This is a genomic window from Kitasatospora sp. NPDC043950, assembly GCF_056435345.1.
Genome location: NZ_JBWKER010000032.1, coordinates 71,185 through 92,874, shown reverse-complemented (window position 1 = coordinate 92,874; position 21,690 = coordinate 71,185). Strand labels below are relative to the sequence as shown.

16 protein-coding genes and 1 pseudogene are annotated in these 21,690 nt (G+C 72.1%); 10 read left to right on the top strand and 7 right to left on the bottom strand.

The annotated features are described in order from the left end of the window. Positions 1 to 15: 15 nt before the first annotated feature. The 9 genes and pseudogenes from AC07BF_RS22190 (at position 16) to AC07BF_RS22150 (ending at position 7,922) form a co-directional block, all read left to right on the top strand. A complete protein-coding gene (locus AC07BF_RS22190; protein WP_400988948.1) occupies positions 16 to 1,098 on the top strand; it encodes a 3-oxoacyl-ACP synthase III family protein in 1,083 nt (360 codons plus the stop codon). Between the two features lie 29 nt (positions 1,099 to 1,127). Then, complete coding sequence (locus AC07BF_RS22185; RefSeq protein WP_363630894.1) at positions 1,128 to 1,967, top strand: SDR family NAD(P)-dependent oxidoreductase; 840 nt, start codon at positions 1,128 to 1,130, stop codon at positions 1,965 to 1,967. Continuing rightward, positions 1,964 to 3,100 (top strand): beta-ketoacyl-ACP synthase 3, encoded by a 1,137-nt coding sequence (locus tag AC07BF_RS22180; RefSeq protein ID WP_363581133.1) that lies wholly within the window; start codon positions 1,964 to 1,966, stop codon positions 3,098 to 3,100. Before AC07BF_RS22185 ends, AC07BF_RS22180 begins: the two co-directional genes overlap by 4 nt. Continuing rightward, a complete protein-coding gene (locus AC07BF_RS22175; RefSeq protein ID WP_363630896.1) occupies positions 3,097 to 3,417 on the top strand; it encodes a phosphopantetheine-binding protein in 321 nt (106 codons plus the stop codon). Before AC07BF_RS22180 ends, AC07BF_RS22175 begins: the two co-directional genes overlap by 4 nt. Next, entirely contained in the window at positions 3,414 to 4,658 is a 1,245-nt protein-coding gene (locus AC07BF_RS22170; RefSeq protein ID WP_400988951.1) for a beta-ketoacyl-[acyl-carrier-protein] synthase family protein, read from the top strand. Before AC07BF_RS22175 ends, AC07BF_RS22170 begins: the two co-directional genes overlap by 4 nt. 80 nt (positions 4,659 to 4,738) lie before the next feature. Further along, positions 4,739 to 5,092, top strand: a complete 354-nt coding sequence (locus tag AC07BF_RS22165) for an antibiotic biosynthesis monooxygenase family protein (protein WP_363581139.1) — start codon at positions 4,739 to 4,741, stop codon at positions 5,090 to 5,092. A gap of 127 nt (positions 5,093 to 5,219) precedes the next feature. After that, positions 5,220 to 6,038, top strand: a complete 819-nt coding sequence (locus AC07BF_RS22160) for a maleylpyruvate isomerase family mycothiol-dependent enzyme (protein WP_400988953.1) — start codon at positions 5,220 to 5,222, stop codon at positions 6,036 to 6,038. 132 nt (positions 6,039 to 6,170) lie between these two features. After that, positions 6,171 to 6,320 (top strand): annotated as a pseudogene (locus AC07BF_RS22155) (Uma2 family endonuclease); the annotation flags it as partial. 138 nt (positions 6,321 to 6,458) lie between these two features. Continuing rightward, complete coding sequence (locus AC07BF_RS22150) at positions 6,459 to 7,922, top strand: eCIS core domain-containing protein (protein WP_400988955.1); 1,464 nt, start codon at positions 6,459 to 6,461, stop codon at positions 7,920 to 7,922. Between the two features lie 117 nt (positions 7,923 to 8,039). Here the strand turns inward: AC07BF_RS22150 and AC07BF_RS22145 are convergent, their stop codons facing one another. The 6 genes from AC07BF_RS22145 to AC07BF_RS22120 all read right to left on the bottom strand — a co-directional run bounded on the left by AC07BF_RS22145 (position 8,040) and on the right by AC07BF_RS22120 (position 16,781). Then, on the bottom strand, positions 8,040 to 12,344 hold the full coding sequence (locus AC07BF_RS22145; RefSeq protein WP_400988957.1) for an nSTAND1 domain-containing NTPase: 4,305 nt from the start codon (positions 12,342 to 12,344) through the stop codon (positions 8,040 to 8,042). Then, positions 12,344 to 12,715 (bottom strand): CU044_2847 family protein, encoded by a 372-nt coding sequence (locus AC07BF_RS22140; RefSeq protein ID WP_400988960.1) that lies wholly within the window; start codon positions 12,713 to 12,715, stop codon positions 12,344 to 12,346. The genes AC07BF_RS22145 and AC07BF_RS22140 overlap by 1 nt, the downstream gene beginning before the upstream one ends. A gap of 412 nt (positions 12,716 to 13,127) precedes the next feature. After that, positions 13,128 to 14,297 (bottom strand): PLP-dependent cysteine synthase family protein, encoded by a 1,170-nt coding sequence (locus AC07BF_RS22135; protein WP_363581149.1) that lies wholly within the window; start codon positions 14,295 to 14,297, stop codon positions 13,128 to 13,130. 723 nt (positions 14,298 to 15,020) lie between these two features. Continuing rightward, on the bottom strand, positions 15,021 to 15,572 hold the full coding sequence (locus AC07BF_RS22130; protein WP_478333801.1) for a hypothetical protein: 552 nt from the start codon (positions 15,570 to 15,572) through the stop codon (positions 15,021 to 15,023). Further along, the gene (locus AC07BF_RS22125; RefSeq protein WP_363581151.1) at positions 15,547 to 16,119 is read right to left on the bottom strand and encodes an SMI1/KNR4 family protein; all 573 of its coding nucleotides are present in this window, start codon (positions 16,117 to 16,119) and stop codon (positions 15,547 to 15,549) included. Before AC07BF_RS22125 ends, AC07BF_RS22130 begins: the two co-directional genes overlap by 26 nt. Beyond that, entirely contained in the window at positions 16,113 to 16,781 is a 669-nt protein-coding gene (locus tag AC07BF_RS22120; protein WP_363581153.1) for a DUF1963 domain-containing protein, read from the bottom strand. The genes AC07BF_RS22125 and AC07BF_RS22120 overlap by 7 nt, the downstream gene beginning before the upstream one ends. Before the next feature lie 594 nt (positions 16,782 to 17,375). Between AC07BF_RS22120 and AC07BF_RS22115 the strand changes: the two genes are divergently transcribed. After that, positions 17,376 to 18,527, top strand: a complete 1,152-nt coding sequence (locus AC07BF_RS22115; RefSeq protein ID WP_400988968.1) for a DNA gyrase subunit B — start codon at positions 17,376 to 17,378, stop codon at positions 18,525 to 18,527. Positions 18,528 to 19,284: 757 nt separating this feature from the next. Here AC07BF_RS22115 and AC07BF_RS22110 read toward each other — a convergent pair. After that, positions 19,285 to 21,537 carry an MMPL family transporter gene (locus AC07BF_RS22110; protein ID WP_478333800.1) on the bottom strand — a complete coding sequence of 751 codons (2,253 nt, stop codon included), beginning with the start codon at positions 21,535 to 21,537 and terminating at the stop codon, positions 19,285 to 19,287. Between the last annotated feature and the right edge of the window lie 153 nt (positions 21,538 to 21,690).

Genomic DNA, 21,690 nt, shown 5'->3' with positions numbered 1-21,690 from the left:
CGAAGGAAGCCCCCCATGACCGGCGTCCTGGGCATGGGCACGTACCTGCCCGCCGAGGTCCGGGGCAACCACGAGGTCGGCCCGCCCGCCGGTGTCTCGGCCACCTGGATCACCGAGCGCACCGGCGTGGTCGAACGGCATCGGGCCGCACCCGACGAGGCCGCCTCGGACCTGGCAGCGGCCGCCGTACTGGCCGCCTGCGAGGCCGCCGGCATCCCGCCGGACCGGCTCGACCTCGTCGTCGCGGCGACCTCCACCCCCGACGAACTCGGGCCGGCCACCGCCTGCCGCGTCCAGGCCCTCACCGGCGCCGGCAACGCCGTCGCACTCGACGTCAGCGCGGCCTGCTCCGGCTGGCTGTTCGCGGCCAAGATCGCGCACGCCTGGCTGGCCACGACCCCCGGCGCCCGGTACGCGGCGGTCGTCGGCGTCGAGGCCTACTCGAAGTTCGTCGACCCCGCCCACCGCGGCACCGCCGTCCTCTTCGCCGACGGCGCCGCCGCGGCCGTCCTGGGCCCCGTCCACGACGACGCAGGCTTCCACGGCTTCCGCCTCGGCTCGGACGGCCGCGGCGCGCACCACGTGCTGATCCCCGCGGGCGGCAGCCGGATACCCGCCGGCCCCGGGAGCCTGAACGCCGGGCTGCACCACATCCACATGGACGGCCGGGTCGTGCGCGACTTCATCGCCGAGATCTTCCCCCGCCTCGTCGACCAGGCCCTCGCCGACCACGGCCTCGCCCTCAAGGACATCGACGCCTTCATCACCCACCAGCCCAACCCGCTGCTCCTGCGCGCCGTCGCGGACCGGATCGGCATCCCGGCCGAACGCCTGCACATCACCGGAGACCTCACGGGCAACATCGGCGCGGCCTCCGCCCCCTTCGCGCTGGCCGACGCCGCCGCCCGCGGCCTGCTGGCCGACCGGGCCCGCGTGCTCGTCTGCGTCTTCGGCGCCGGCCTGACCTGGGGCAGCGCCCTGCTCACCTGGACGGGCGCCCGCTCCCTGCGCGCGCCCGTCCGGTCCAGCAGCGACCTGGACACCCCCGCCCGGGACACTCCCGTCCGGGACACCCCCGCCCGGAACGCCACCGACTGACGCCCCGCCGGAACCGGAGGAACACCCCCATGACCATCCTCAACCGCTTCCGCCTCGACGGCCGCCGCGCCCTGGTGACCGGCTCCTCGCGCGGCATCGGCCAGGCCGTCGCCGTCGCGCTCGCCCAGGCCGGGGCCCGGCTCGCCCTCTCCGCCCGCACCGGGCCCGCGCTGAAGCACACCGCCGACCAGGTGGCCCGCTACGGGGGCACCCCCGTCCTGGTGCCCGGCGACCTCGCCGACACCGGGCAGGCCGCCATCGTCGACCAGGCCGCCCAGGCGCTGGGTGGCCTCGACATCGTCGTCCACAACGCCGGCATCCTGCCCACCAACCCCGACGGCAGCACACTCCTCGCACCGCTGCAGCACCTCCCGCAGCACGTCTGGGACGAGGTGGTCGCGGTCAACCTCAACGCCACCGCCGCGATCTGCCGGCACGCCCACCCGTACCTGGCGCAGTCGGACGGCGCCAGCCTGGTGCTGATGTCCTCGGTCGCGGGTCTGGTCGGCACGCCCATGATGGAGGTCTACGCCGCGACCAAGGCCGCCCAGGTCTCCCTCGCCCGCAGCCTCGCGGTCGGCTGGGCCCGCAGCGGGATCCGGGTCAACGCGCTGTGCCCCGGCTGGGTGCGCACCGACATGACGGCCGCCGTCCACACCAACGCCGCGCTCACCGACTGGCTGCTGGCCCACGTGCCGATGGGGCGCTGGGCCGAACTGGAGGAGGTCGCCGCGGCGGCGCTGTTCCTGGCCTCGCCCGCCTCCGCCTTCCTCACCGGGCAGGCGATCGCCCTGGACGGCGGCCTCTCGGTCCCCGACGGCGGCCTTGCGGGCACCCCCAAGCCGCCCTCCCCGTTCGCCGCGGCATGACCTCCCCACCCCCCGTCCCCGCCCCCACCCTCGCCTCCGCCCCCGGTCGCCGTGCCACGGCGGTGATCGCCGGCCTCGGATCCAGCCTCCCGCCCCGGGAGGTGACCAACACCCAGGTCATCGCCCGGGGCGGCCTGGACACCACCGACGAGTGGATCACCGGCCGGACCGGCATCCACCGCCGGCGGCTGGCCGGACCCGGCGTCAGCACCGGGGACCTGGCCACGGCCGCCGCGCGCGCCGCGATCGACTCCACCGGCTCCCCGGGCCTGCGCCCGGACCTGCTCCTGCTGGCCACCACCACGCCGGACCGCCCCTGCCCGGCCACCGCACCGGAGGTCGCCCACCGCCTCGGCCTCGGACCGGTCCCCGCGTTCGACCTCGCGGCCGTCTGCTCGGGCTTCCTCTACGGCCTGGCCACGGCCTCCGCCCTGCTCCGCAGCGGCGCCTGCCGCACCCCCCTGGTGGTCGCGGCCGAGAAGTACTCGGCCATCGTCGACCCCTTCGACCGCGACACCGCACCGCTCTTCGGCGACGCCGCCGCCGCAGTGGTGCTCCGCCCCGGGGACACCACCGAACCCGGTGCCCTGCTGGAGACCGACTGGGGCAGCGACGGCGGCGAGAGCGACCTGATCACCGTGGCCGCAGGCGGCTCCCGACTCCCCGCCACCGAAGCCCCCGGGCGCGATGACCGCTACTTCCGGATGCGCGGGCGCCAGGTCTACGCCCACGCCGTACGCCGGATGGCCGCCTCCGCCGGGGCCGCCCTGGTCGCGACCGGCTGGCAGGCCCGCGAAGTCCAGGCCTTCATCGGGCACCAGGCCAACCAGCGGATCCTGGACGCCGTCGCCGACCGCCTCGGCATCCCGCCACGGCACCGCTTCGGCAACATCCGCGACGTCGGCAACACGGCGGGCGCCTCCGTACCGCTCGCCCTCGCCGACGCCGCCGCCCGAGGGGCCTGCCGCCCGGGCGCCCCGACCCTGCTCACCGCCTTCGGCGGCGGTCTCACCTGGGCCTCCGCCACCCTGCTGTGGCCGGACGCACCCGTACGGACGGCCGCCCCGGAACCCCGGCCCCCGCACCACGGCCACGACCACGACCACGACCACGAGGAGGTCAGCCCACCGTGAACCCCGTCCGCGAGCACCTGGTCACCCTGCTCACCGAGAAGTTCGACACCCCCTCCGACACGATCGGCGACGACGCCGCCCTCGACGACCTCGACCTCGACTCCCTCGCCCGGATCGAACTCGTCGTCACCCTCCAGGACCACTGGGGCGTCGCCCTGGACGACGACCTCGACTCCGCCGCCGACGTGACGGTGGGCCAGCTCGTCGGCCGCATCCACGCCCTGCTCGCGCAGCCCGTCCGGCCCGTCGAGCCCGTCGCGTCCGTCGAGCCCGACCTGTTTGTCGACCCCGAGCAGCCGCCCGGCCCGGCCGCATGACCGCGTCCCGCCCACCGCTCGCCGTCACCGGGATCGGCCTGGCCACCCCGGCCGGTCACGGGGCGGAGCCGACCTGGCGAGGCGTCCTCGACGCCCGCAGCACGGCAGCACCCGACCCGGCGCTCGCCGGGCTCCCCGTCGTTCTCTCCTGCCGGGTCCCCGGCGACTCCGCCGCGCTGGTCGGCGGTCGCCAGCCCTGGCGGCTGGACCGCGCCACCCGCTTCGCCATCGCCGCCGCGCGGGAGGCCGTCGCCGACGCGGGCCTCGAACCCGCGCGCTGGGACGGCGCCCGGGTCGCCCTGGTCCTCGGCTCCGCCGCCGGAGGAGTCGGCAGCTACGAACACGCGGCGGAACGACTCCGCACCCTGGGCCCCTCCGCCGTGTCCGCACTGGCGCTCCCCGCCTTCCTGCCGAACATGGCAGCAGCTCAACTCGCCATCGAGCTCGGCACGACGGGCCCGGTGCTGCACACCGCCACCGCCTGCGCCTCCGGGGCCGCCGCCATCCACACCGCAGCCCTGCTGCTCCACACCGGAGCCTGCGACATCGCCCTGGCCGGCGGCACCGACGCCATGATCACTCCGGTCTGCGTCGCCGGATTCGCCCGGATGAAGGCCCTCTCCCGCAACACCGACCCCGTCCGCGCCTCCCGCCCGTTCGACGCGGACCGCGACGGCTTCGTCATCGGCGAGGGAGCGGGCTTCCTCGTCCTGGAACGCCGGCCGGACGCGACGTCGCGGCAGGCCGCGCCCAGAGCCCTGCTGGTCGGCACCGGAACCGCCGCCGACGCCTACCACCCCGTCGCACCGCACCCGGAAGCCCGCGGACTCGAAGCGGCCGTCCGGCTGGCCCTCGCCGAGGCCGGCTCCTGCCCCGACGACGTCGACCACGTCAACGCCCACGGCACGAGCACCCCGCTCAACGACTCCGCGGAGGCCCGCCTGATCGTCCGGCTCTTCGCCCGGCGCCCCCCGTCCGTCACCTCCGCCAAGGGCGCGCTCGGCCACACGATGGGCGCCGCCGGTGCCATCGAAGCCGCCCTGACGGTGCTCACCGTGCAGCACCAACTCGTCCCCGCCACCGCGGGGTTCGCCGTCCCCGACCGGGACACCGGCGCGATCGACCTGGTCCACGGCGGCCCCCGCCGCCAGCGCCTCCACCTCGCACTGAGCACCTCGGCCGGATTCGGCGGCCACAACACCGCCCTCGCCTTCGCCCCCGCCGCCACCCCCGGGAGCTGACACCGGGACGAGGACGTCATGCGCGTCGCCGTTCAGGAAAGAGCTGGATCGTTCGGCGCATCCCGCCTTACGGTGGCGCCATGAGTGATCACCCCGAAGCACCTGTCGTGCCCGTCGAGGCCTATGAACCCCCCTACTACCTGGCCGTCTTCACGACGGTGCGAACCCAGGACCAGAACGGTTACAGCGAGACCAGCGCACGCATGGAAGACCTGGTGAAGGACGTCCCCGGGTACCTGGGGATGGACCACGCCCAGACCCCTGGCGGTCTGGGCATCACCGTCGGGTACTTCCGCGACGCCGACGCCCTCACGGAGTGGCGGAGCAACGTCGAGCACCGCGCGGCGCAGAAGCGCGGGCAAGCCGAGTGGTACCAGAACTACACGCTGCACGTGGCGAAAGTGGAGCGCAGCCACGGCTTCAGCCGCGTGTAGGGGTCTGCGGGCCCGATAGCGGGCTGACCGGCTCTCGTCGTCCGGGCGGGCCGCGATGGTCAGGGGCCCGCCCGGACCGTGCCGCGGGTCTGGACAGCGGTGCGGGGGTCGGCCAGTCTTCACCAGCATGACCCTCCCGCTCCCCGAGCACGTCCCCGGTGCCGCGCGCACCGCGCTCTTCGAAGCCGTCACCGCCGTCGGCGACGAGGCCGTCGCCCTGCTCGCCGGCGGTCGCGGTGACACCCCGATACCCGGCGCCGAGTGGACGGTCGGCGAGGCCGCCGCCCACCTGGCGATGGCCAACGAGCTGATGGCCGATTTGGCCGCCGGCGAGGAACGGCCGTACGGGGACGGCACTCCGGGTTCGCTGGCTGCCGCGAACGCGGCCTCGCTGGCCAGGCGGCCGGAGCGGGACCTGACCGTGCTCGGCGGGGAGATCGCCCGGCAGGCACGGGAGTTCACGGCGGCGGCCGGCTCGCGTGCCGGCACCGAGCCGGTGCTGACCCCGCTCGGCCCGATGGACCTGGACACCCTCGGCGCCTACCTGCTGACCCACATGCTGGGCCACCTCTACGACATCGCCCTCGCTCTCGGGCGGCCGCACCCGATCGACCGGCACCGCGTGGGGCTGACGATGCCCTTCCTGCGGACGGCGATGCCCCGGGTGCTGGACGCGCGCGCCGCGGCGGGCCACAGCGCCTGCTACCGGCTGCGGGTGCGCGGTCTGGACGGGTTCGCGGTGACCTTCACGGACGGTGTCGCCGTGGTGAGCCAGGAGCCGCCGCGCCGCCCGGACTGCACGATCCTCACCGGGCCGGTGGCGTTCTTCCTCATCGCGCTGGGCCGCTACACCGCCACCGGCGCCCTCGCCCGGGGCAAGGTGCTCGCCTGGGGCCGCAGGCCGTGGCTGGCCCCGGGCTTCCCCCGGCTGTTCGCGGCCCCCTGAACACGGCCCCCTGAACACGGCCCCCTGAACACGGCTCCCTGAACACGGCTCCCTGAGCGGCCCCCTGAGCGTGGCTCCCTGAACACGGCCGCCGGCCGGGCGCGGGACGCCCGTGTCACACCGACGCATCGTGACCTGGCCGTCGTGCCCGCCGAGCCGGCGAAGACGGAGGGAGCGCTCCTCCCGGACCAGACCGTGCTCGTCGTCGAAGTGACATCACCGTCGAACGGTGAAACCGACAGGGTTGCCAAGCGCCGGCGCTGCTCGCAGGTCGGCGCTCCCACGCGCGGGTGCGCGCCCCGGCCCTCTCCCGTGCCCTTTGGAGCACAGAACGGTGCCTGATCGTCCGTTGTGCTGCGCGACGACAGTCCGGCCGGATATGTCAGAGGGAACACCTGTCGCGCCTCTGGAGGGGTTCCCATGCACGCGAAAGACCCCGGCAAGCCGTCGGAGCCGCACCGGCGCCGCGACCTGCCGCGCAAGGCCGCTCCGGCGGCCGACGGGCTGGGGCTGAGCCTCGGGGGCGGGTCTGCGCAGACGGCCCTCGCCTTGCAGCGCGGCATCGGCAACGCCGCGGTCTCGCGCGTGATCGAGCGGTCCAGGCACCAGCACGGTGCGGGGTGCGGTCACCCGCAGGCCGCCGTCGGGGCGGGCGCACCAGTACAGCGGTCCACCGTCCACGACGTCCTGAGCACGGGCGGCAGGCCGCTGGACGACGCCACCCGCACCGAGATGGAAGCCCGGATCGGCGCCGACTTCTCCGACGTCCGCATCCACACCGGCCAGGCCGCCCGAGCCTCTGCCGCTGAGGTCGGCGCCCGCGCCTACACCTCGGGCAACCACGTGGTCATCGGCGACGGCGGCATGGACCGGCACACCCTCGCCCACGAGCTGACGCACGTCGTGCAACAGCGCCAAGGCCCCGTCGCGGGCACCGACAACGGCGACGGCCTGAAGGTCTCCTCCCCGTCCGACCGCTTCGAGCGGGAGGCCGAAGCCAACGCGACCCGGGTGCTGAGCGGCGCTGTCCCCGCCCAGCGGAGGACGGGGGACGCACCAGCCGCCCGCCCCGGTGCGCCGGTCGTGCAGCGCGCCATCACCTACGCCAAGGCCGACTGGTCACGGCAGCACCTCTCGCCGGACCGTTTCGCGGACCTGCTCCACCAGGCGTCCGGCGAGCAGGAAGGTGTCCGATTCAGCGTCCCCTACAAGGAGTTGTTCAAGGCCCTGGAGGAGTCCGCCATCACCATCGAGATCGACGAGCAGACGGACATCAAGAGTGCGCGCGCGTTGTTCGCGCTCAGCAACGAGGGAGAGGGCGGCGCGCTGAGGATCACCCCGCCCAAGGACGACGCCTCTCCGCTCGAACTGCGGGAATTCGCCGCGACCGTGACCCACGAGATGCAGCACGCGCTCGACTCGGTCACCGGCCGTTTCAAGTCCCAGGAGAAGCCGCAGACGATGGCGCAGCGGAAGATCTCCACCGAGTTGCGCGCGTTCGGCGAAGAGGCGGCCGCGGCGCTCAAACTCGCCATGGGCGACGGCTACAGCAAGAGCCAGGGGAAGCTCTCCGCGATCCTGAAGACGATCCCCGGGGACCGGCTCACGCCCGAGCGCAGTCGACTCGCCGGCGAGTTCCACATGATGGACAGCTACCGTGCCGCCAACCGGGACCCCCTCGACGCCTTCGGGGCGGGGATCCCGATCCCCGACAGCGTGCTCCTGGAACGTGTGGCGGGCTACCTGTCCTTCTACAAGCTGGTCGTCGACACCCCGACCAGCGCGGAAGCACTCCAGTGGCTGCGCGCCACCCCGGCGGTGGTGGAGAAGGGGCTGGTGGAGGGGATCGTCCTGTTCCACAACCACCGCCCGCAGCCGGAGTGAGGCCGCGGGCGGTCGGGAGGGTGACAAGTGCGACACCACGTCTATCCGTTGCGGGCGGAAGCCCGGATCTGCGCGTTCACCGCGCAGTCGGCGTCGAATCCGGTGCCGTCCGCGGCTTCAGGGCTTGGGGGGAAGGCAGAGGGGACGGTCGGGTACCCGGACTGGCAGGGTGCGTCGTTCATCGGCGGTGAAGGAGCGGTAGCCGATGATGCGGCACAGGTCTCGCTGCCAAGCGTCGGGGTCGAGGACGATCCGGTGGACGTAGTCGTTCTCGGTGCGGATGAGGAGGGTCTTTCCGTCGTTGGTGGCGTCCAGGAACGTGAGCGGCTCCTGCAGACTGTTGTCGGTCACGTTGCGGAAGTCGTAGGAGTCCACGGAAGGTGGGCCGCCGACCTGGTAGATCCGGATGGCGTTGTTGGCCGCGATCATGAAACGACCCTGGGCGTCGACGAATCGGGTTATGGCCGAGTTCTGGCCCGGTGTGCTGGTGGTGGGGAGGGGGCCGATTTCCCTCTGCAGGGGGTCGGGCCGCCACAGTTCGACGACGCTGTTCCTGCGGAGAACGGCCAGGTAGCGGCCGCTCTCGTCGAACCGGGCCGCGATCAGGTCGGTGATGCCCGGGTTCAGCGACGCTACGGTGTGGCCGGTGCCGATGTCGACGACACGGATCACGGGGTCGTCGTGCACGACCACGGTCAGCTTTCCCTCCTGCCAGTGCGGGCCGACGTACATCTGTGGCGTGCCGTGCTTGTCGGCCGGGGGATGGAACGCGGCCGCGTCGAACTGCGCCAACCGGACGCCGGTTCTGGCCTCCCACTGCTGGATCTGGGTGCCGGAGACCGTCACCAGGCGGTCGTCCCCGTCGAAGAAGTAGCTGAAGTCCTCGGCTGCCGAGTCGACCTGGGATGGTGCCGCGGCGATGCGGGCGACCGCTCGTAGGGTGGACGCGTCACGGACGGAGACGGTGTTCGGGCCGTCCCGGAGCGCGATGAGCGTGTCGTCCCGGTTGGACAGGAGGCGGTCGCCTTTGCCCTTCCAGGCGGGCTGTGGCAGGGCTGTTCTGGTCAGGAGCCTTCCGACGTCGAGCCCGGGCTCGCGGAGTTCGAGGTCGGAGCCGCCCGTCAGGCGGATGGTGATCTTCCTGCCGTCCCGGCTGAGGTGGACGGTGTCGGCCACGGCCGTGTCCTCCTCGCCCGCGGGGATCTCGGTGTAGGAGATGGAGCTCCGTCCCTGACCGACGAGATACTCCTTCCCGCCGGTGGAGAGGAGAACGGATGCGTGCTCGTACAGGTGGCCCGGTTCGTCCACCAACGCGACGGCTTTTCCCCGGTCGAGGTCCAGGAGCGTCAGTTTGGCGGCTTCGTTGATCACGATCCGGTGGCCGTCGGCGCTCGCCGCGATCAGTTCGGTCGCCGGGGCGATCGTCTCCGTGGTTTCGTACGGTTTTCCCACCACGGATCCGTCGGACACCCGGATCAGTCGTACGGTGCTCTTCGTGCCGCTGCCCTGTCCGGGTTCGTGGGTCCGGACGACGGCGACGGTGGCCCGGTCCCCGGAGGGCAGGATCCCTTGGTGATCAGCAGGCACCACCACGTTCCGCGCGGCACCGCCGGCCATGTCCACGGAGGCCAGTCCGGTACCACCGTTGCTGGTCTTCACCAGCAGGGAATGCCCGTCGGAGCCGAACCACAGCCCGCTTCCCATGTCCTGAGGTGCGGCAACGCGGCCGGCGACCGCCCCCGCCTCCAGATCCCACCAGACCAGGCTGTCGCGGGTCGGAACCGCGATGTAGCGCCCGTCGGGTGACATCGCGGTCGCGTCGGCAGGAGCCGCGGAGATCTGCAGCACCCCGTCCACTCGGGGCAGCTGGTGAACCTGGCCGATGGGCGTGGTGCTCTCCTTGTCGACGTCGAACCAGCCTCCCGCCCCGTCGTCGGTCACGAATCCGGCGCGGCGTCCGTCCGGGGAGACCATCAGGTAGAAGGCGTACCCGGCCGGGACCGGCCGGCTGTGGACGGTGCCGTCCCGGCCGCGGACGAACAGGACGACGTGGGCCATGGCGTCGCGGGAGAGGACGACGTCACCGTCCCGGCTGGTGCTGAACGTCCCGCCGGTTCCGGACATGCCCGAGAACAGGGAGTCCGCGCCGGCCCGGAGGAGGTACTGCCGCATCAGCTGGTTCCGGGCCTCCGGCGTGGGCTTCGTCCGGTACGCGGCGAGGGCCATCATCACGGCCCGTACCGGGTCGTAGGTCATGTCGTCCTGGGAGGCCTGGACGAGGGCGCGGGAGTCGGAGTCGGCCTGGCGCTCCGCGGCATCGCGGCGGGCCGTGGCGAACAGGACGCCCAGGGCGAGGGAGACGGTGATCACCGCGACGAGGGCGGTCCGGAAGGTACGGCGCCGACGGCCGCGGGCCCGGTGGTGCCGCCTTGCGAGTTCGAGGTAGGTGCGTTCGGCTTCGGACAGCTCGGCACCGCGCTCGCGCTGCCAGGTGCGGGCGGTGGCGAGGGTGGGCCCGGTGGGGAGCAGGTCAGCGGGTTGACCGGCGTGGTCCCAGCGCTGGCGGTCGTGCCGGACGGACTCCCGCCACTCCAGGAACGCGCGGTCCTCGCCGACCCAGTCGCGCAGCCGGGACCAGGCGGTGATCAGGGCCTCGTGGGCCAGCTCAACGGTCTCGACGCCCTCGGCACTGTGATCGATGACCAGGAGCCGGGTGCCGGCCAGACGTTGGGCGATGTGCCATTCGTCCTCGGCGAGCTCCTGGCGGGGAACGGTCCGGCGGGTGGCACCGGGTGCGCCGAGGGGGACGCGGACGAGGCGGGTGAAGAGCCGGCGGGCGGCCGGCTCCTCCCCGGCGGAGACATGTCTGTCCCAGGCTTGCTCGGCGTACTCTCCGAGAGCTCCGCTGACGTGACCGATCTCCTCGTACGCGCGGTGGCTGAGAACCCCGGCCGCCTGACGCTTCCACAGCAGGTCGAGGGTGAAGCCGAGGAGCGGCAGGGCACCCGCCTCACCGCCCGCATCGGTCAGGATGCGGTCCACCAGGTGGGCCTCGTAGCGCACCGACGGAATCGCTGCCACCGGTGCGGTGACGATCTCCCGGAGCTGGTCACCGGTCATCGGCCCCAGCGCGTAGACCTGTCGGCGGCAGGCCCGGCCAAGACTCGGATGGGCCAGCGCGGTCTCCAGGTAGTCGGCCCGGAGCGTGGTGAGCACGTGCACGGTCCGGGGAAGCGACGGGCCGAACAGCACGGCCGCCAACTCATCGACAGCCGCCAGGTCGGTCCCGGTGAGCATCTCCTCGAACTGGTCCACCAAGACGATCAGTTGATCGGTGCCGAGGCGGGCCAGCAGGAGAGCTGCGAGATCTCCGAGCCCCTGGGCGCGCAGAAGGCCGGTGAGCGCCGGAAGGCGTTCTAGGCGTTCCAGTTCGGTCAGATCCGGTTCCAGCAGCGGAGACAGCGCGGCGGCGAGCGCGGACAGCGGGGTCGCGCCGGCGTTGGGCCGGACCACCACGGCGGTCATGCCCTGGGAGTGCAGGCGGGGTATGACGCCGGCCATCGCGAGGGAGGACTTGCCCGAACCGGAGGGACCGACGAGGGTGGTCCACCGTTCCCGGGCGACCAGGGCGGTGACTTCTGCCGTCTCCGCCCGACGGCCGTGGAAGACCGGGGCGTCGGATTCCTGAAGCGGGCGCAGACTTCGAAACGGTGACGGCGGCAGTGCCAGTTCGCGAAGCTCCGGCCATACGGAGGCGAGGCCCTCGGCAGGGATCAAGTAGCCGGATGGAGGGTCTCCGGTCTCCGCCACCGCCATCATGCCGACGACACCGTCGAGCTGTTCGTCCCACACCGGGCCGCCGCTGAACCCCGGGGAGACCCGGTAGCCGTTGGCGGCCAGGTCGGCCTGGATCCACCCGTTGGCCTGTCGGGCCCTCAGTACACCGGAGTGCCAGACACCGCCCGGGCGGCCGCTCGGCAGGCCGTACGCCCGCACCGTGTGTCCCCAGACGTCGGAGGACTCCACCATGCGGATCGGCCGGGCGCCCGGAAGCGGAGCGGACAGGTGCAGCACGGCCACGTCCCCGGCGCCGTGCGGGTGGGCGGGCGCCCACCGTTCAACCGTCGTGGGAACGCGCGTACCGCCTGTACCGCCTGTGCCGTCAGCTGCGGTGAGCGGGTCGGTGAGCGGGTCGCTGAGCAGCGGGAGGTCGACGTCGACGCGGGCGTCGGCGTCCGGCTCGGCTCCCGGAGGGAGGCCGAGCGCGGCGGACACCACGTGCGCACACGTCAGTATCCGATCGGCGGTCACCAGGAAGCCGAGGCCGACCGGGACGCCTCGACGGTCGTGGATGCGTACGACGGCGGAGGCCAGCGCATCGGGCCCGGCCCCGTCGACGGCGTCGGCCCGGGACGCGGACACTAGGCCGGGTCCGAAGCCGCCGGAGGCGCCGATGCCTCGGGGGTCTGCCGGTTCCAGGTGAGCGAGACCTTGAAGTTGGCCTCCGCGGCGGTACTGGAGATCACCACGTCGGCCTCGGCCGACAAGGACAGGCCGAACTCGATGCTGATCTCGTCCGGGGCGTGCGCCAGGCCCCGGAACCCCTCGATGAAGTTCTGTGCGACCGGACGCACGCCGGCCAGCATGTCCCCGAGCGAGCGTGTCGCCCGAGCCACCACCTGTCCGGGCCGGGCGACCTGCACCAGCCCTTCCCCGACCTGCTCGATCTCCACCCGGACCACGTCCTGTCCCTCGCTCACCGAGCCGACGGGCAGTTCCACGAAGTACGCCATGATCCCCCCGGATCTGGTCAAAGTCCCCGAACAGAGCACCGCTTGTGAGGTGTCGCCTGCTCACCGTAAAGGCCTACCGGCCTCCGCGTCCCGGAATCATGACTGTCAGTCAGCTCGGGCTCCCCGTCGCCGGCGGTCCGCGCGGTGGTCCCGCTGGTGAAGGGAGCCGGCGGCCCGGCCGTGGCGCGAGAATCCTGCCGCGACGCAGATTGCCCTCGGGCGCCGCCAGTGGGCCGCCCGCGCCGCATCGGCCCCAGGGCTCCGAGATCCACGCCCCGAACGGCGTCCCGGCGCCTGCCTGCCCTTCCCGGACACCGGCGGCCGAGCCGGTCACGATCCCGCCGGGAATCCGTGAACGGGCCCCGGAACGGCTCCACCGCCGTTCCGGGGCCATCTTGTCGGCGCGTAGGCGTCACATGTTCCACAAGGCCGTCGTGGGGCGAGGCGTGGGGGGAACGGAGGTGGGCGGGGCCCAGACGCCGTTCTCGAAGAAGTCCTTGATGGTGGTGTACCAGGGCTTGTAGACGATCTTCTGATCCGCCAGCCAGGCGTCGTTGTAGTACTCGTTCGTGTAGCGGTCGCCCGGATCGCACATCACGGTGGCGACGCTTCCGAGTTGGGGGCCGTCGTTCATGCCGAGCAGGATCTGGATCGCGCTGAACACGCCGGTTCCGGTCGAGGGCCCGGCGTGGATGCCCCATTCCGTCCGGTCGGAGAGGTAGCGCATGGTGGCGACCGACGCCGCGTCGGCGACGCGGATCATGCGGTTGACCGTGGTCGGCACGAACGAGGCCTCGACCCTGGGCCGGCCGATGCCCTCGATGTGCGAGCCCTGGTCGGTCACTGCGGGGTCCTTCCAGTACCAGCCGTCGAAGTACGCGGAGTGCTCCGGGTCGGGCACGCACACCCGGAGCTTCTTGGCGGTGTACCGGGCGTAGCGGGCCACCGAGGTCGTCGTGCCGCCGGTGCCCGCGCCCATGGTGAACCAGTCCAGGTTCGGTAGGCCCTTCAGCAGTTCCGCCGCGAGACTGTGTTCGCCACGCCAGTCGTAGGACCGCTCCGCGTACGTGAACTGGTCCATGAAGTGGCCGTCATAGCGCTTCGCCACCCGGTGGGCGTACTCGACGATGTCACCCGACACCGGGACCACGGTGCCGCCGTACTCCTCGATCTTCTTCTGCTTCTCCGGGGCCGTGGTCTTCGGCACGACCGCGTAGAAGTCGATGCCGAGCTTTTGGCAGTACCACGCCTCGGAGATGGCCGTCGAGCCGCTGGACGCCTCCACCACGGGGCGGCCTTCCGCCAGCCGGCCGCTGGCCAGGGCGTGGGTGAGCAACGCCGCCGCGAGCCGGTGCTTGTGGCTACCGGACGGCTGGTCGGCCTCTCGCTTGATGTGCAGCTTCAACCCGTTGAGCTGTGGGGGCAGCGGAATCTCCTTCACCGCCGTCTCCTTGGGCGCGAGTTCGCCGCGGATGCGCTGGATGCAGGCGTTCACCCACTCCCGGTCGTCCGGGTAGACGTCCGACTCGTCGTCCCCCTCCACCGCCAGGACCTTCTCGTCTACGCGTTCCATCACACTCATCAGCAGTCTCCGTCCAGCTCATCGAGCTCCACCCGCCCACGCGGGGCGGCATCCGCCCCAGCATGGGAGGCGCGACGGCCCCTGGTGGGAACGCGGTGCTTGCGACACGCACTATTCGTCGAGACAGCGCAACGCGCCCGGTCCGCCCGCGAGCTGGAGGAGCAGCTCAGGCAACTCCGTGCGCGGCGTAGCGGAGTCTGTGAAGAGGAACGGTCAGCTCCAGATCAAGGAAGGACCGTCTCGGCCGGGGTTGTCGAGGCCGTTCCGCCAGCGGAGTTGCAGTCGGACGCCCTGGACGAGCAGGTGATCGGGCAGCTGCTCGCCAGTGGCGAACTGGTCGTCCACAACGCCCGAAGCCCTCGGGCCTCGGTTGTTGCCTCGTGCTCCGCCAGGATCGCGGCGAGGTCGGCACCTCCCGTCCACAACCGCAGCTCCCCGTGGGCCTTTTGGTGGTCGGAGGCCAGGTGCACGGCAGTGCGGACTGGGCGGGCCAATAGACCCTTGATGCCGTGAACCGTCTTGTCGTCGGCGCGTGTTGGGGAAGGTCGAGCACTGGTCGAAATGCCTCAGGCCCTGCGAGATGGACGTCCGGACCGATTGAGCAGCCCGAACGGTGGGCAATGTGCGCTCAGCCAGCTCAGCCAGCTCAGCCAGCTCAGCCACCCGGACCGGCTTGTGGCGGAGGCGACAAGCAGCCGAGGAGTGGCCGAGACCAGCGGGAGGTCAGGGGCCGGTGACCCGCAGGCCGACGCGCGTCGGCTCGGGCTGGAGGACGATTCCGGTCGCAGTTGCGACCCGGGCGGTGAGGTCGGCGAGCTCCTGGTCGAACCCGGCAGCCCTGGCTGCCCCATGAGCGGTGACGGTGAGAGTCCGGCGTTCCGGGCAGCGCACGCCGTCGGCGACGGCCCGGTCGGGTCGGGTCGGGTCGGGTCGGCAGCCGGCAGGCTCCAGGAGCCACCCGGCGCTGGCGCGGAGGTCGCCGTCGCTGTCCTGATGGGCCGGGCAGCTGCGGTCGGACCAGTGTGTGGCCTGGGCGGTGGTGCGGTCCTGGTCCGTGCTGGCCAGAACCGCGTCGGGGGCGGGGGCGCTCGGGACGACGTACGGGGCACCGAATGGTTCGGGATCGACGGCGTAGGCGCCACGGGCCATGGTGAGACCCGGCTGGTCGCCCTCGTCCTGGTCCGCAGAGCGCTGCTCAGGTAGTTCGTCGAGACTCCGCAGCGGCCCGGCCAGGCCGTTGAGCGAGGGCTCACCCGCGGACCTCGTAGCGTGCACCCGGCCGAGGCCAGCTGGAGTCCATGAAGTCGGGGCGGTCGATCCGGTGGAAGCAGCGGACCAGGAACTCGGTGAACGTTCCGGCGGTCTCGAACCACTCGCCCTCATCACTGCTGATGATGATCCGCCACTCAGTGGGATCGTCCTCGACCGCGCGGAAGAAGTACCGGCTGCCGTGCTCGTCGCTTCCCCATAGCAGTAGCACGCCTGATCGGGCATCGGACTCGTCCACCTCCCAGTAGCCCTCGGCGATCTCGCCGTACCAGGCTGGACGCTCGGGTGGAGGTCCCCAGTGGCGCTCCAACTCGGCCGGTGTGGTGTCCATCGGCCGGTCGATTGTCAGGTAACCGTCCACCGAGCCGGGGCCGTACAGGTCGAGGAACGCCTTGAAGTCGGCCGGCAGCCGGAAACCGAGGTACCGCTCGCTGGCATCCCAGATCGCGGGTCTGGCCCAGCCCCAGCACGAGGGTTCCCCGAGCAGCGTGCGTAGCTGCTCCAGCGCGGTTCGGCTCTCTGGGCGGGGGCGGAGGGTTGCTGCTGTCAGCATTGCCACAGGAACACGGCTTGTGTGCAGGGCTCGCACGCGAAGGCGTAGGCCTCGCCGCGACCGCCGAAGTTCATCGCTGTGGCGTGGTCCCGTCCTTCCTCGAGCTGGACGACGAGCCTCATCTGCCGTGCGCAGGTGGGGCAGGCAGGGGTCTCGTCGTTCTGCAGCCAGGCGGGCTGCCCGCCGAGTTGGCCGAGGACGTCCAGAGGAGTCCGGCCCGGCCGGCTCGCCCACTCGTTGCAGGCCTGGCTGTAGTCCGCTGTCGTGGACGGAGTCTCGTACGTGACGGCGCTCACCGAGCCGAGGGGGACCGGCTCCTGGTCGTCGTCCTCGTCCAGCGTGTGCACCGGGATCGGCTGGAGCGCGGCTGCGGGGAAGATCAGCGCGCGGTTGCCGCCCGCCTGCGGATCCCACTCCTCGCACATGCCCGGATCGTTCTGGCACATGAACAGGGCGAGCGTGCCCCGTCCCTCGGCGGTGCCCTGGCCCGCGTGGCGGCCAAGGTCGTCCAGGAGTACCTGGGCCAGGAACTGCATCGGTCCGTCGCAGGTGGCGCACTGCGGCCAGGTAGTCCCGGCCGGGGCCAGCGGCACGCCGCCGGTACGGGTGGTCGGCGCGTCGGGCTCGGTGGTGCCCGCGTACGTCATCAGGGTCGTTGTCACAGATGGCGACTGTACGACAGGCCGCTGACACCATCTCGGCGTCCCGTCATGACAGCGGGAGATGTTGCACGCCGGGGTCAGCGCCACCGGGACCAGCCGGATCGCGGCGACGGCACCCGGACCACCGTCGACGACCAAGGGCAGCCGACGCCCTGGGGCTCGGCTGATCGCCTCGCAACACACGCCCGACGCCACCCGAGGCCGCGGACTCAATCGCATGCGAAAACGTCGTGCCTCCACGTCCGGCGCCAGGAATCCGGACAGCTGGAACGGCCCACTCATCAGTCGGGCCGTCCGGCTCTGCGGGCCCGAATGGCCGCGGAGCCGGACGGTTCGGGCGTCATCCACGACCGCACCGGGGCGACGTGAAAATTCCTGAAACTCGTGGCCCCGCAGCCGCCCGGAACAGTGCCGCAGACGCCCCTCGGAGGGCCGCGGCCGGATTGCGGCGGCAGTGCGCACCCATCCCGGCCGGGCGCTCGCGATTGCCCCTCAGGGGCCCGTCCGCGGCCTCGCCAAAGTGGCTTTGACCTGGTGTTTTCTCGGAATCTCGTAGGCTGGGGAGCTCTGTCGGACACCCTCGGAGGGGGCATCATGAGCGAGGAATGCAAGGCGTACGACGCCAGCGCGATCGTGGTTATCGAGGGCCTGGAGGCCGTTCGGAAGCGGCCGGGGATGTACATCGGATCGGTCGGTGAACGCGGCCTGCACTACCTGGTGTTCGAGGTCGCCGAGCGGGCGATGGACGAGATCCTCGGCGGCACCGCCAGCCGTGTCGAGATCGCCCTCACCGCCGACGGTGGCGTCCGCGTCGCCGACGACGGCACGGGCCTCCCGGTCGGGCACGCCGGCCACAGCGACGGCCCTGCGCTGGAGAGCCGGTTGGCCGTGCTCTGCTGCGGGGCACAGCCTGCCAACCGGCGCTCGCTGCTCGGCGGCTACTTCGGCGTGGGACTGGCCGTCGTCAACGCGCTGTCGGGCCGTCTGACGGCCGAGGTGCGGCGCGACGGCGCCCGCTGGGTGTTGGAGTACGAGCGAGGCGTAGCTGTCGCGACGCCTACCCGCACCGGCCCGGCCGACGACAGCGGGACCGCGATCACCTTCCGGCCCGATGCCGAGATCTTCGAGACACTGGAGTTCTCGTTCGACGCACTGGCCGAGCGCTTCAGGGAAATGTCCTTCCTGAACCGGGACTTGGACATCACCCTGACCGATGACCGCGACCCCGCGGCGCCCCGGGCCGTCCGCTTCCGGTTCCCGGGCGGACCGAGGGACCACATCGCGGAGCAGAGCGCCCCCCTCCACCCGGACGTGATCGGTCTCGAGCGCGAGTACTCCGAAATGGAGGGAACTGTCGAGGTGGCTTTCCGCTGGTGCGACACCCGCGAGGAGCGGGTCGCAAGTTACGCCAACAGCCGGCCGACCACCGGCGGCGGCACGCACGAGCTCGGCTTCCGCGACGGCCTGGCGGCCGCGGTCAACGCCTACGCCCGCGAGCAACAGCTGCTCACCCCGTCCGACCCCGACCTCACCCCCGCCCAGCTCGGCGCGGGCCTGACGGCGGTCGTGTCGGTGAAGCTCGATCGCCCCGAGTTCGAGGGGGCCACCCGCGACCGACTGGGCAACGGGCCCGTCCGCGCCTGCGTGACCGAGGCCGTCCGAGAGCACCTGGCTGCCTGGCTCCGCGCCAACCCGGCACAGGCGACCGCCGTCCTCGCCCGGATCTCGATGACCACCCGCCGCTGACAGCACACCGAAGACACCGAAGGCCAGGTCGGGATTGGTCCCCGGCCTGGGCTTTTCGGTGGGCGCAGCCCGCCTCCGGCCGCCCGGACACCTGGCGCTCCCTCGCCGTCGCCTGGCGGTCCGCCGGCGCCACCCACCTCACCGTCACCACCGACGACCTCTCCCTACTGGCCCCCCTGCAAGCGGCGCTGACCGGGTAGCACGCCGGCTCAGGACACGGAACCGCCGATCAGGCCATCGCACGGTCTCCAGAGGCCCGCGTACGGCCTGGCACTGTGGCGCAGGAGGCGTGACCTGCGTCAACTTCACTCCAGGACTTGATGGTTCGATGCCTGCCGGCCGACTGGGGGTGCTCCCGACCGGTCGCCAAAGGGGAGGTGGGGCGGTCAGAGGGGCAGGCCCTGCCAACCGCCGAGGGGGTCTGTACGGTGACCGGCTCTCGCTCACTTTCGGTGGTGACGTTCGGTAATTTCCGCTACCTGCAGTGATCCACCCGGTTCACGCTGGGAGCCGGCGACTCGACTCTTGGGCGCGCCGCAGACAGGGAGGGCGGCCTGGGGCACGCGAGTGGTTTGACCAGGCACTTTTGCCATGACCTTCCGTCACCACCGAAAGTGAGCCAGAGCCAGTCGCTGGACAGACCCCTACTAGGTGGATCACGGATTCGGAGCGGGTGGGGAGGGTTTCGCGGTCGCGGGCGAGGCGGCGGTGGCCAGCGCCGTGGCACGGATCCCCGCGCTTGGAAGGTAGGACAAGCTCAGGGCTCGGTGATGGTCAGGGCGGGGGGCTGCGGTTGATGTCGGTCGGGGCGCTGCCCCTGCGTCCGACGGGGGTGCCACCAGTTCCACCGCCCCAGCAGGGTCATGGCTGCCGGTACCAGAAGGCAGCGGACGATGGTGGCGTCCACCAGGACACTCACCACCAGTACGACACCGATGAGTTGCATCACCGCGACCGACGATGCGGCGAGTGGCACGAGGGCGGTGATGAGTACGGCGGCGGAGGTGGTGATGAGGCGGCCCGTGTGCTGGACGCCTTCGACGATGGCGCGGCGGTTGTCACCGTGGCGCAGGTATGCGTCGCGGATGCGTGCCACCACGAAGATCTCGTAGTCCATGCTGACGCCGAAGGCGATGCAGAAGATCAGCGGTGGCAGGAGCGGGTTGGTGGTGCCGGGGGGAGCCGAGCCGAACAGTGCCGCGTAGTGGCCCTCTTGGAAGAGGAACACCATCGCGCCGAAGGACGCGGTCAGACTGCACAGGTTCACCACCAGCGCTTTGAGTGCGATGACGGCGCTGCGGGTGAACAGCACCATGAGCACAGCGCTGATGGCACCCACCGCGAGTGCGGCCCGCAGGGTCAGGGTGGCCATCGAGGAGCGGGTGTCCGCCAGCGCGGCGCAGTCGCCAGCCACCATCACCGGACCCGGAGGGGAGTGCCAGGTGCGCAGCGAGCGCACCAGTTCCGCGGCCTGGTCGGAGTCCACGGGGAGTTCGGTGGTGATGGCGAACCAGGTGCCGGTGCCGGTACTGCGCACGGTGGCGCCAGCGGGGGCGGAGGCGTAGCGCAAGCCGTGGACGAAGAGCCCCTCCGGGCCTACGACGGTCAGGACGCCGGCGGTGCGGGATGCCTCGGCGGCGTAATGGGCCGCCTGTGCGGAGTGTGCCGGCACCTCGGGCAGCAGGACCAGTGGTGTGGCCGTTCCGACGTTGGGGAAGTTCTGACGCAGGTGGTCGGCGACGGTGCGCTGCGGGGCGCCCGGGGGCAGCCACCGGTCGTCGATGTAGCCCCAGTGGACACGGGCGAACGGCGCGGCCAGTAGCAGCAGGACGCCCGCGCAGGCGAGCAGGACGGCTGTCGGCCGGCGAACCACCCGGCCGGCCTGACGGCCCCACCAGCGGGCCACGGCATCGTCGGTGTTACGGTGCCGTGCCCACCGCAGGCTCCCCCGGTCCAGGACCAGTCCCAGCCTGGAGAGCAGGCGTGGCAGGACGAGGACGGCGCTCAGCCCGGCGAGGACCGTCACGCAGGCGGCGGCCACGCCCAGCGAGCGCAGCATCGGCATGGGGAAGAGGATCAGAACGCTCAGGCACAGGGCCACGGTGCCGGCCGACATGATGACGGTGCGGCCGGCGATGCGGGTGGTGGTAAGGACTGCGGCCTGGGGGTCCTGGCTCAGGGCGAGTTCCTCCCGGAAGCGGTTGACCATGATCATGCAGTAGTCGACCGAGAGGCCCAGGCCGAGCGCCACGACGAGGTTGGGGGCGAAAGCCGAGACTGGGCTGACCTGTTGCAGGAGCAGGAGGACGCCCTGGGCTCCGGCGATCGCCAGGGCGGCGATGACCAGGGGCAGGGCGGCGGCTGTCAGGGAGCCGAAGGCCCAGAGCAGCACACCGGCGACCAGGGGGAAGCCGAGCATTTCGGTGACGGGAAGTTCGGCTCTGCTGCGTTCCTCCAGGGCACGGTTGTTCAGCGCCCAGCCGGTCGCGGTGACGGCGAGCCTGTCCTCCTGACGGCCGCCGAACTCGTGGGCGAGTTGCACGGCGCGGTCGCTGACGTGCTTGTCATCGCCGCTGATCCGTACCGCGACGAGTGCCTCGCGTCGGCTGCCGGCCAGAAGCCTGGGGTCGTTGAGGGTCCACCAGGACTGGGCATAGACGACGTCGGCGCCGGCGGCAACACGTTCGGTGAGTCGGCGGCCCGCGGCCGCGGTCTGGGGGTCTGCCACGTCGTCAGGGGTGCTGACGATCAGTTCCAGGTTGGGGCTGCCCGCGCCGTACTGGTCCTGTAGGAGTCTCTCGGCCTGTGCGGAGGGGCTTCGGGTGTCGAGGTATCCGCCCCCGGTGGCTTCGGCGCCCGCGAGCACGGTGAGGAGGCCGCAGGCGCCGAATACGAGGAGCGCGGCGGGCAGGGCGCGGATCAGGCTTCGACGGCCGTGGCCGTCGGGCCGAGCGCCGGCCGGTCCGGTGCGGGGTCCGGGAAAGGTCGCGTGGATCCGACCGTCGGCCATGGTGTCATCGATTCTCGGGTAGTGGCCGGCGTTCGTGACCGCCGGTGGGCGCAGACGGCGCGGGTGCGGGGGGGGGGGGGGGGGGGGGGGGGGGGGGGGGGGGGCGGGCGGCGGCGCCTGCCTCCCGTGCGCGGGAGGGGGGAAGGCTTAGCG

Excerpts from the sequence above, each read along its gene's own strand:
- AC07BF_RS22125 (WP_363581151.1), bottom strand. The coding sequence starts at position 16,119 with ATGCTGACAGCAGCAACCCTCCGCCCCCGCCCAGAGAGCCGAACCGCG.
- AC07BF_RS22135 (WP_363581149.1), bottom strand. The coding sequence starts at position 14,297 with ATGAGTGTGATGGAACGCGTAGACGAGAAGGTCCTGGCGGTGGAGGGG.
- AC07BF_RS22115 (WP_400988968.1), top strand. The coding sequence starts at position 17,376 with ATGAGCGAGGAATGCAAGGCGTACGACGCCAGCGCGATCGTGGTTATC.
- AC07BF_RS22170 (WP_400988951.1), top strand. The coding sequence starts at position 3,414 with ATGACCGCGTCCCGCCCACCGCTCGCCGTCACCGGGATCGGCCTGGCC.
- AC07BF_RS22110 (WP_478333800.1), bottom strand. The coding sequence starts at position 21,537 with ATGGCCGACGGTCGGATCCACGCGACCTTTCCCGGACCCCGCACCGGA.
- AC07BF_RS22165 (WP_363581139.1), top strand. The coding sequence starts at position 4,739 with ATGAGTGATCACCCCGAAGCACCTGTCGTGCCCGTCGAGGCCTATGAA.
- AC07BF_RS22160 (WP_400988953.1), top strand. The coding sequence starts at position 5,220 with ATGACCCTCCCGCTCCCCGAGCACGTCCCCGGTGCCGCGCGCACCGCG.
- AC07BF_RS22150 (WP_400988955.1), top strand. The coding sequence starts at position 6,459 with ATGCACGCGAAAGACCCCGGCAAGCCGTCGGAGCCGCACCGGCGCCGC.
- AC07BF_RS22190 (WP_400988948.1), top strand. The coding sequence starts at position 16 with ATGACCGGCGTCCTGGGCATGGGCACGTACCTGCCCGCCGAGGTCCGG.
- AC07BF_RS22140 (WP_400988960.1), bottom strand. The coding sequence starts at position 12,715 with ATGGCGTACTTCGTGGAACTGCCCGTCGGCTCGGTGAGCGAGGGACAG.
- AC07BF_RS22180 (WP_363581133.1), top strand. The coding sequence starts at position 1,964 with ATGACCTCCCCACCCCCCGTCCCCGCCCCCACCCTCGCCTCCGCCCCC.
- AC07BF_RS22185 (WP_363630894.1), top strand. The coding sequence starts at position 1,128 with ATGACCATCCTCAACCGCTTCCGCCTCGACGGCCGCCGCGCCCTGGTG.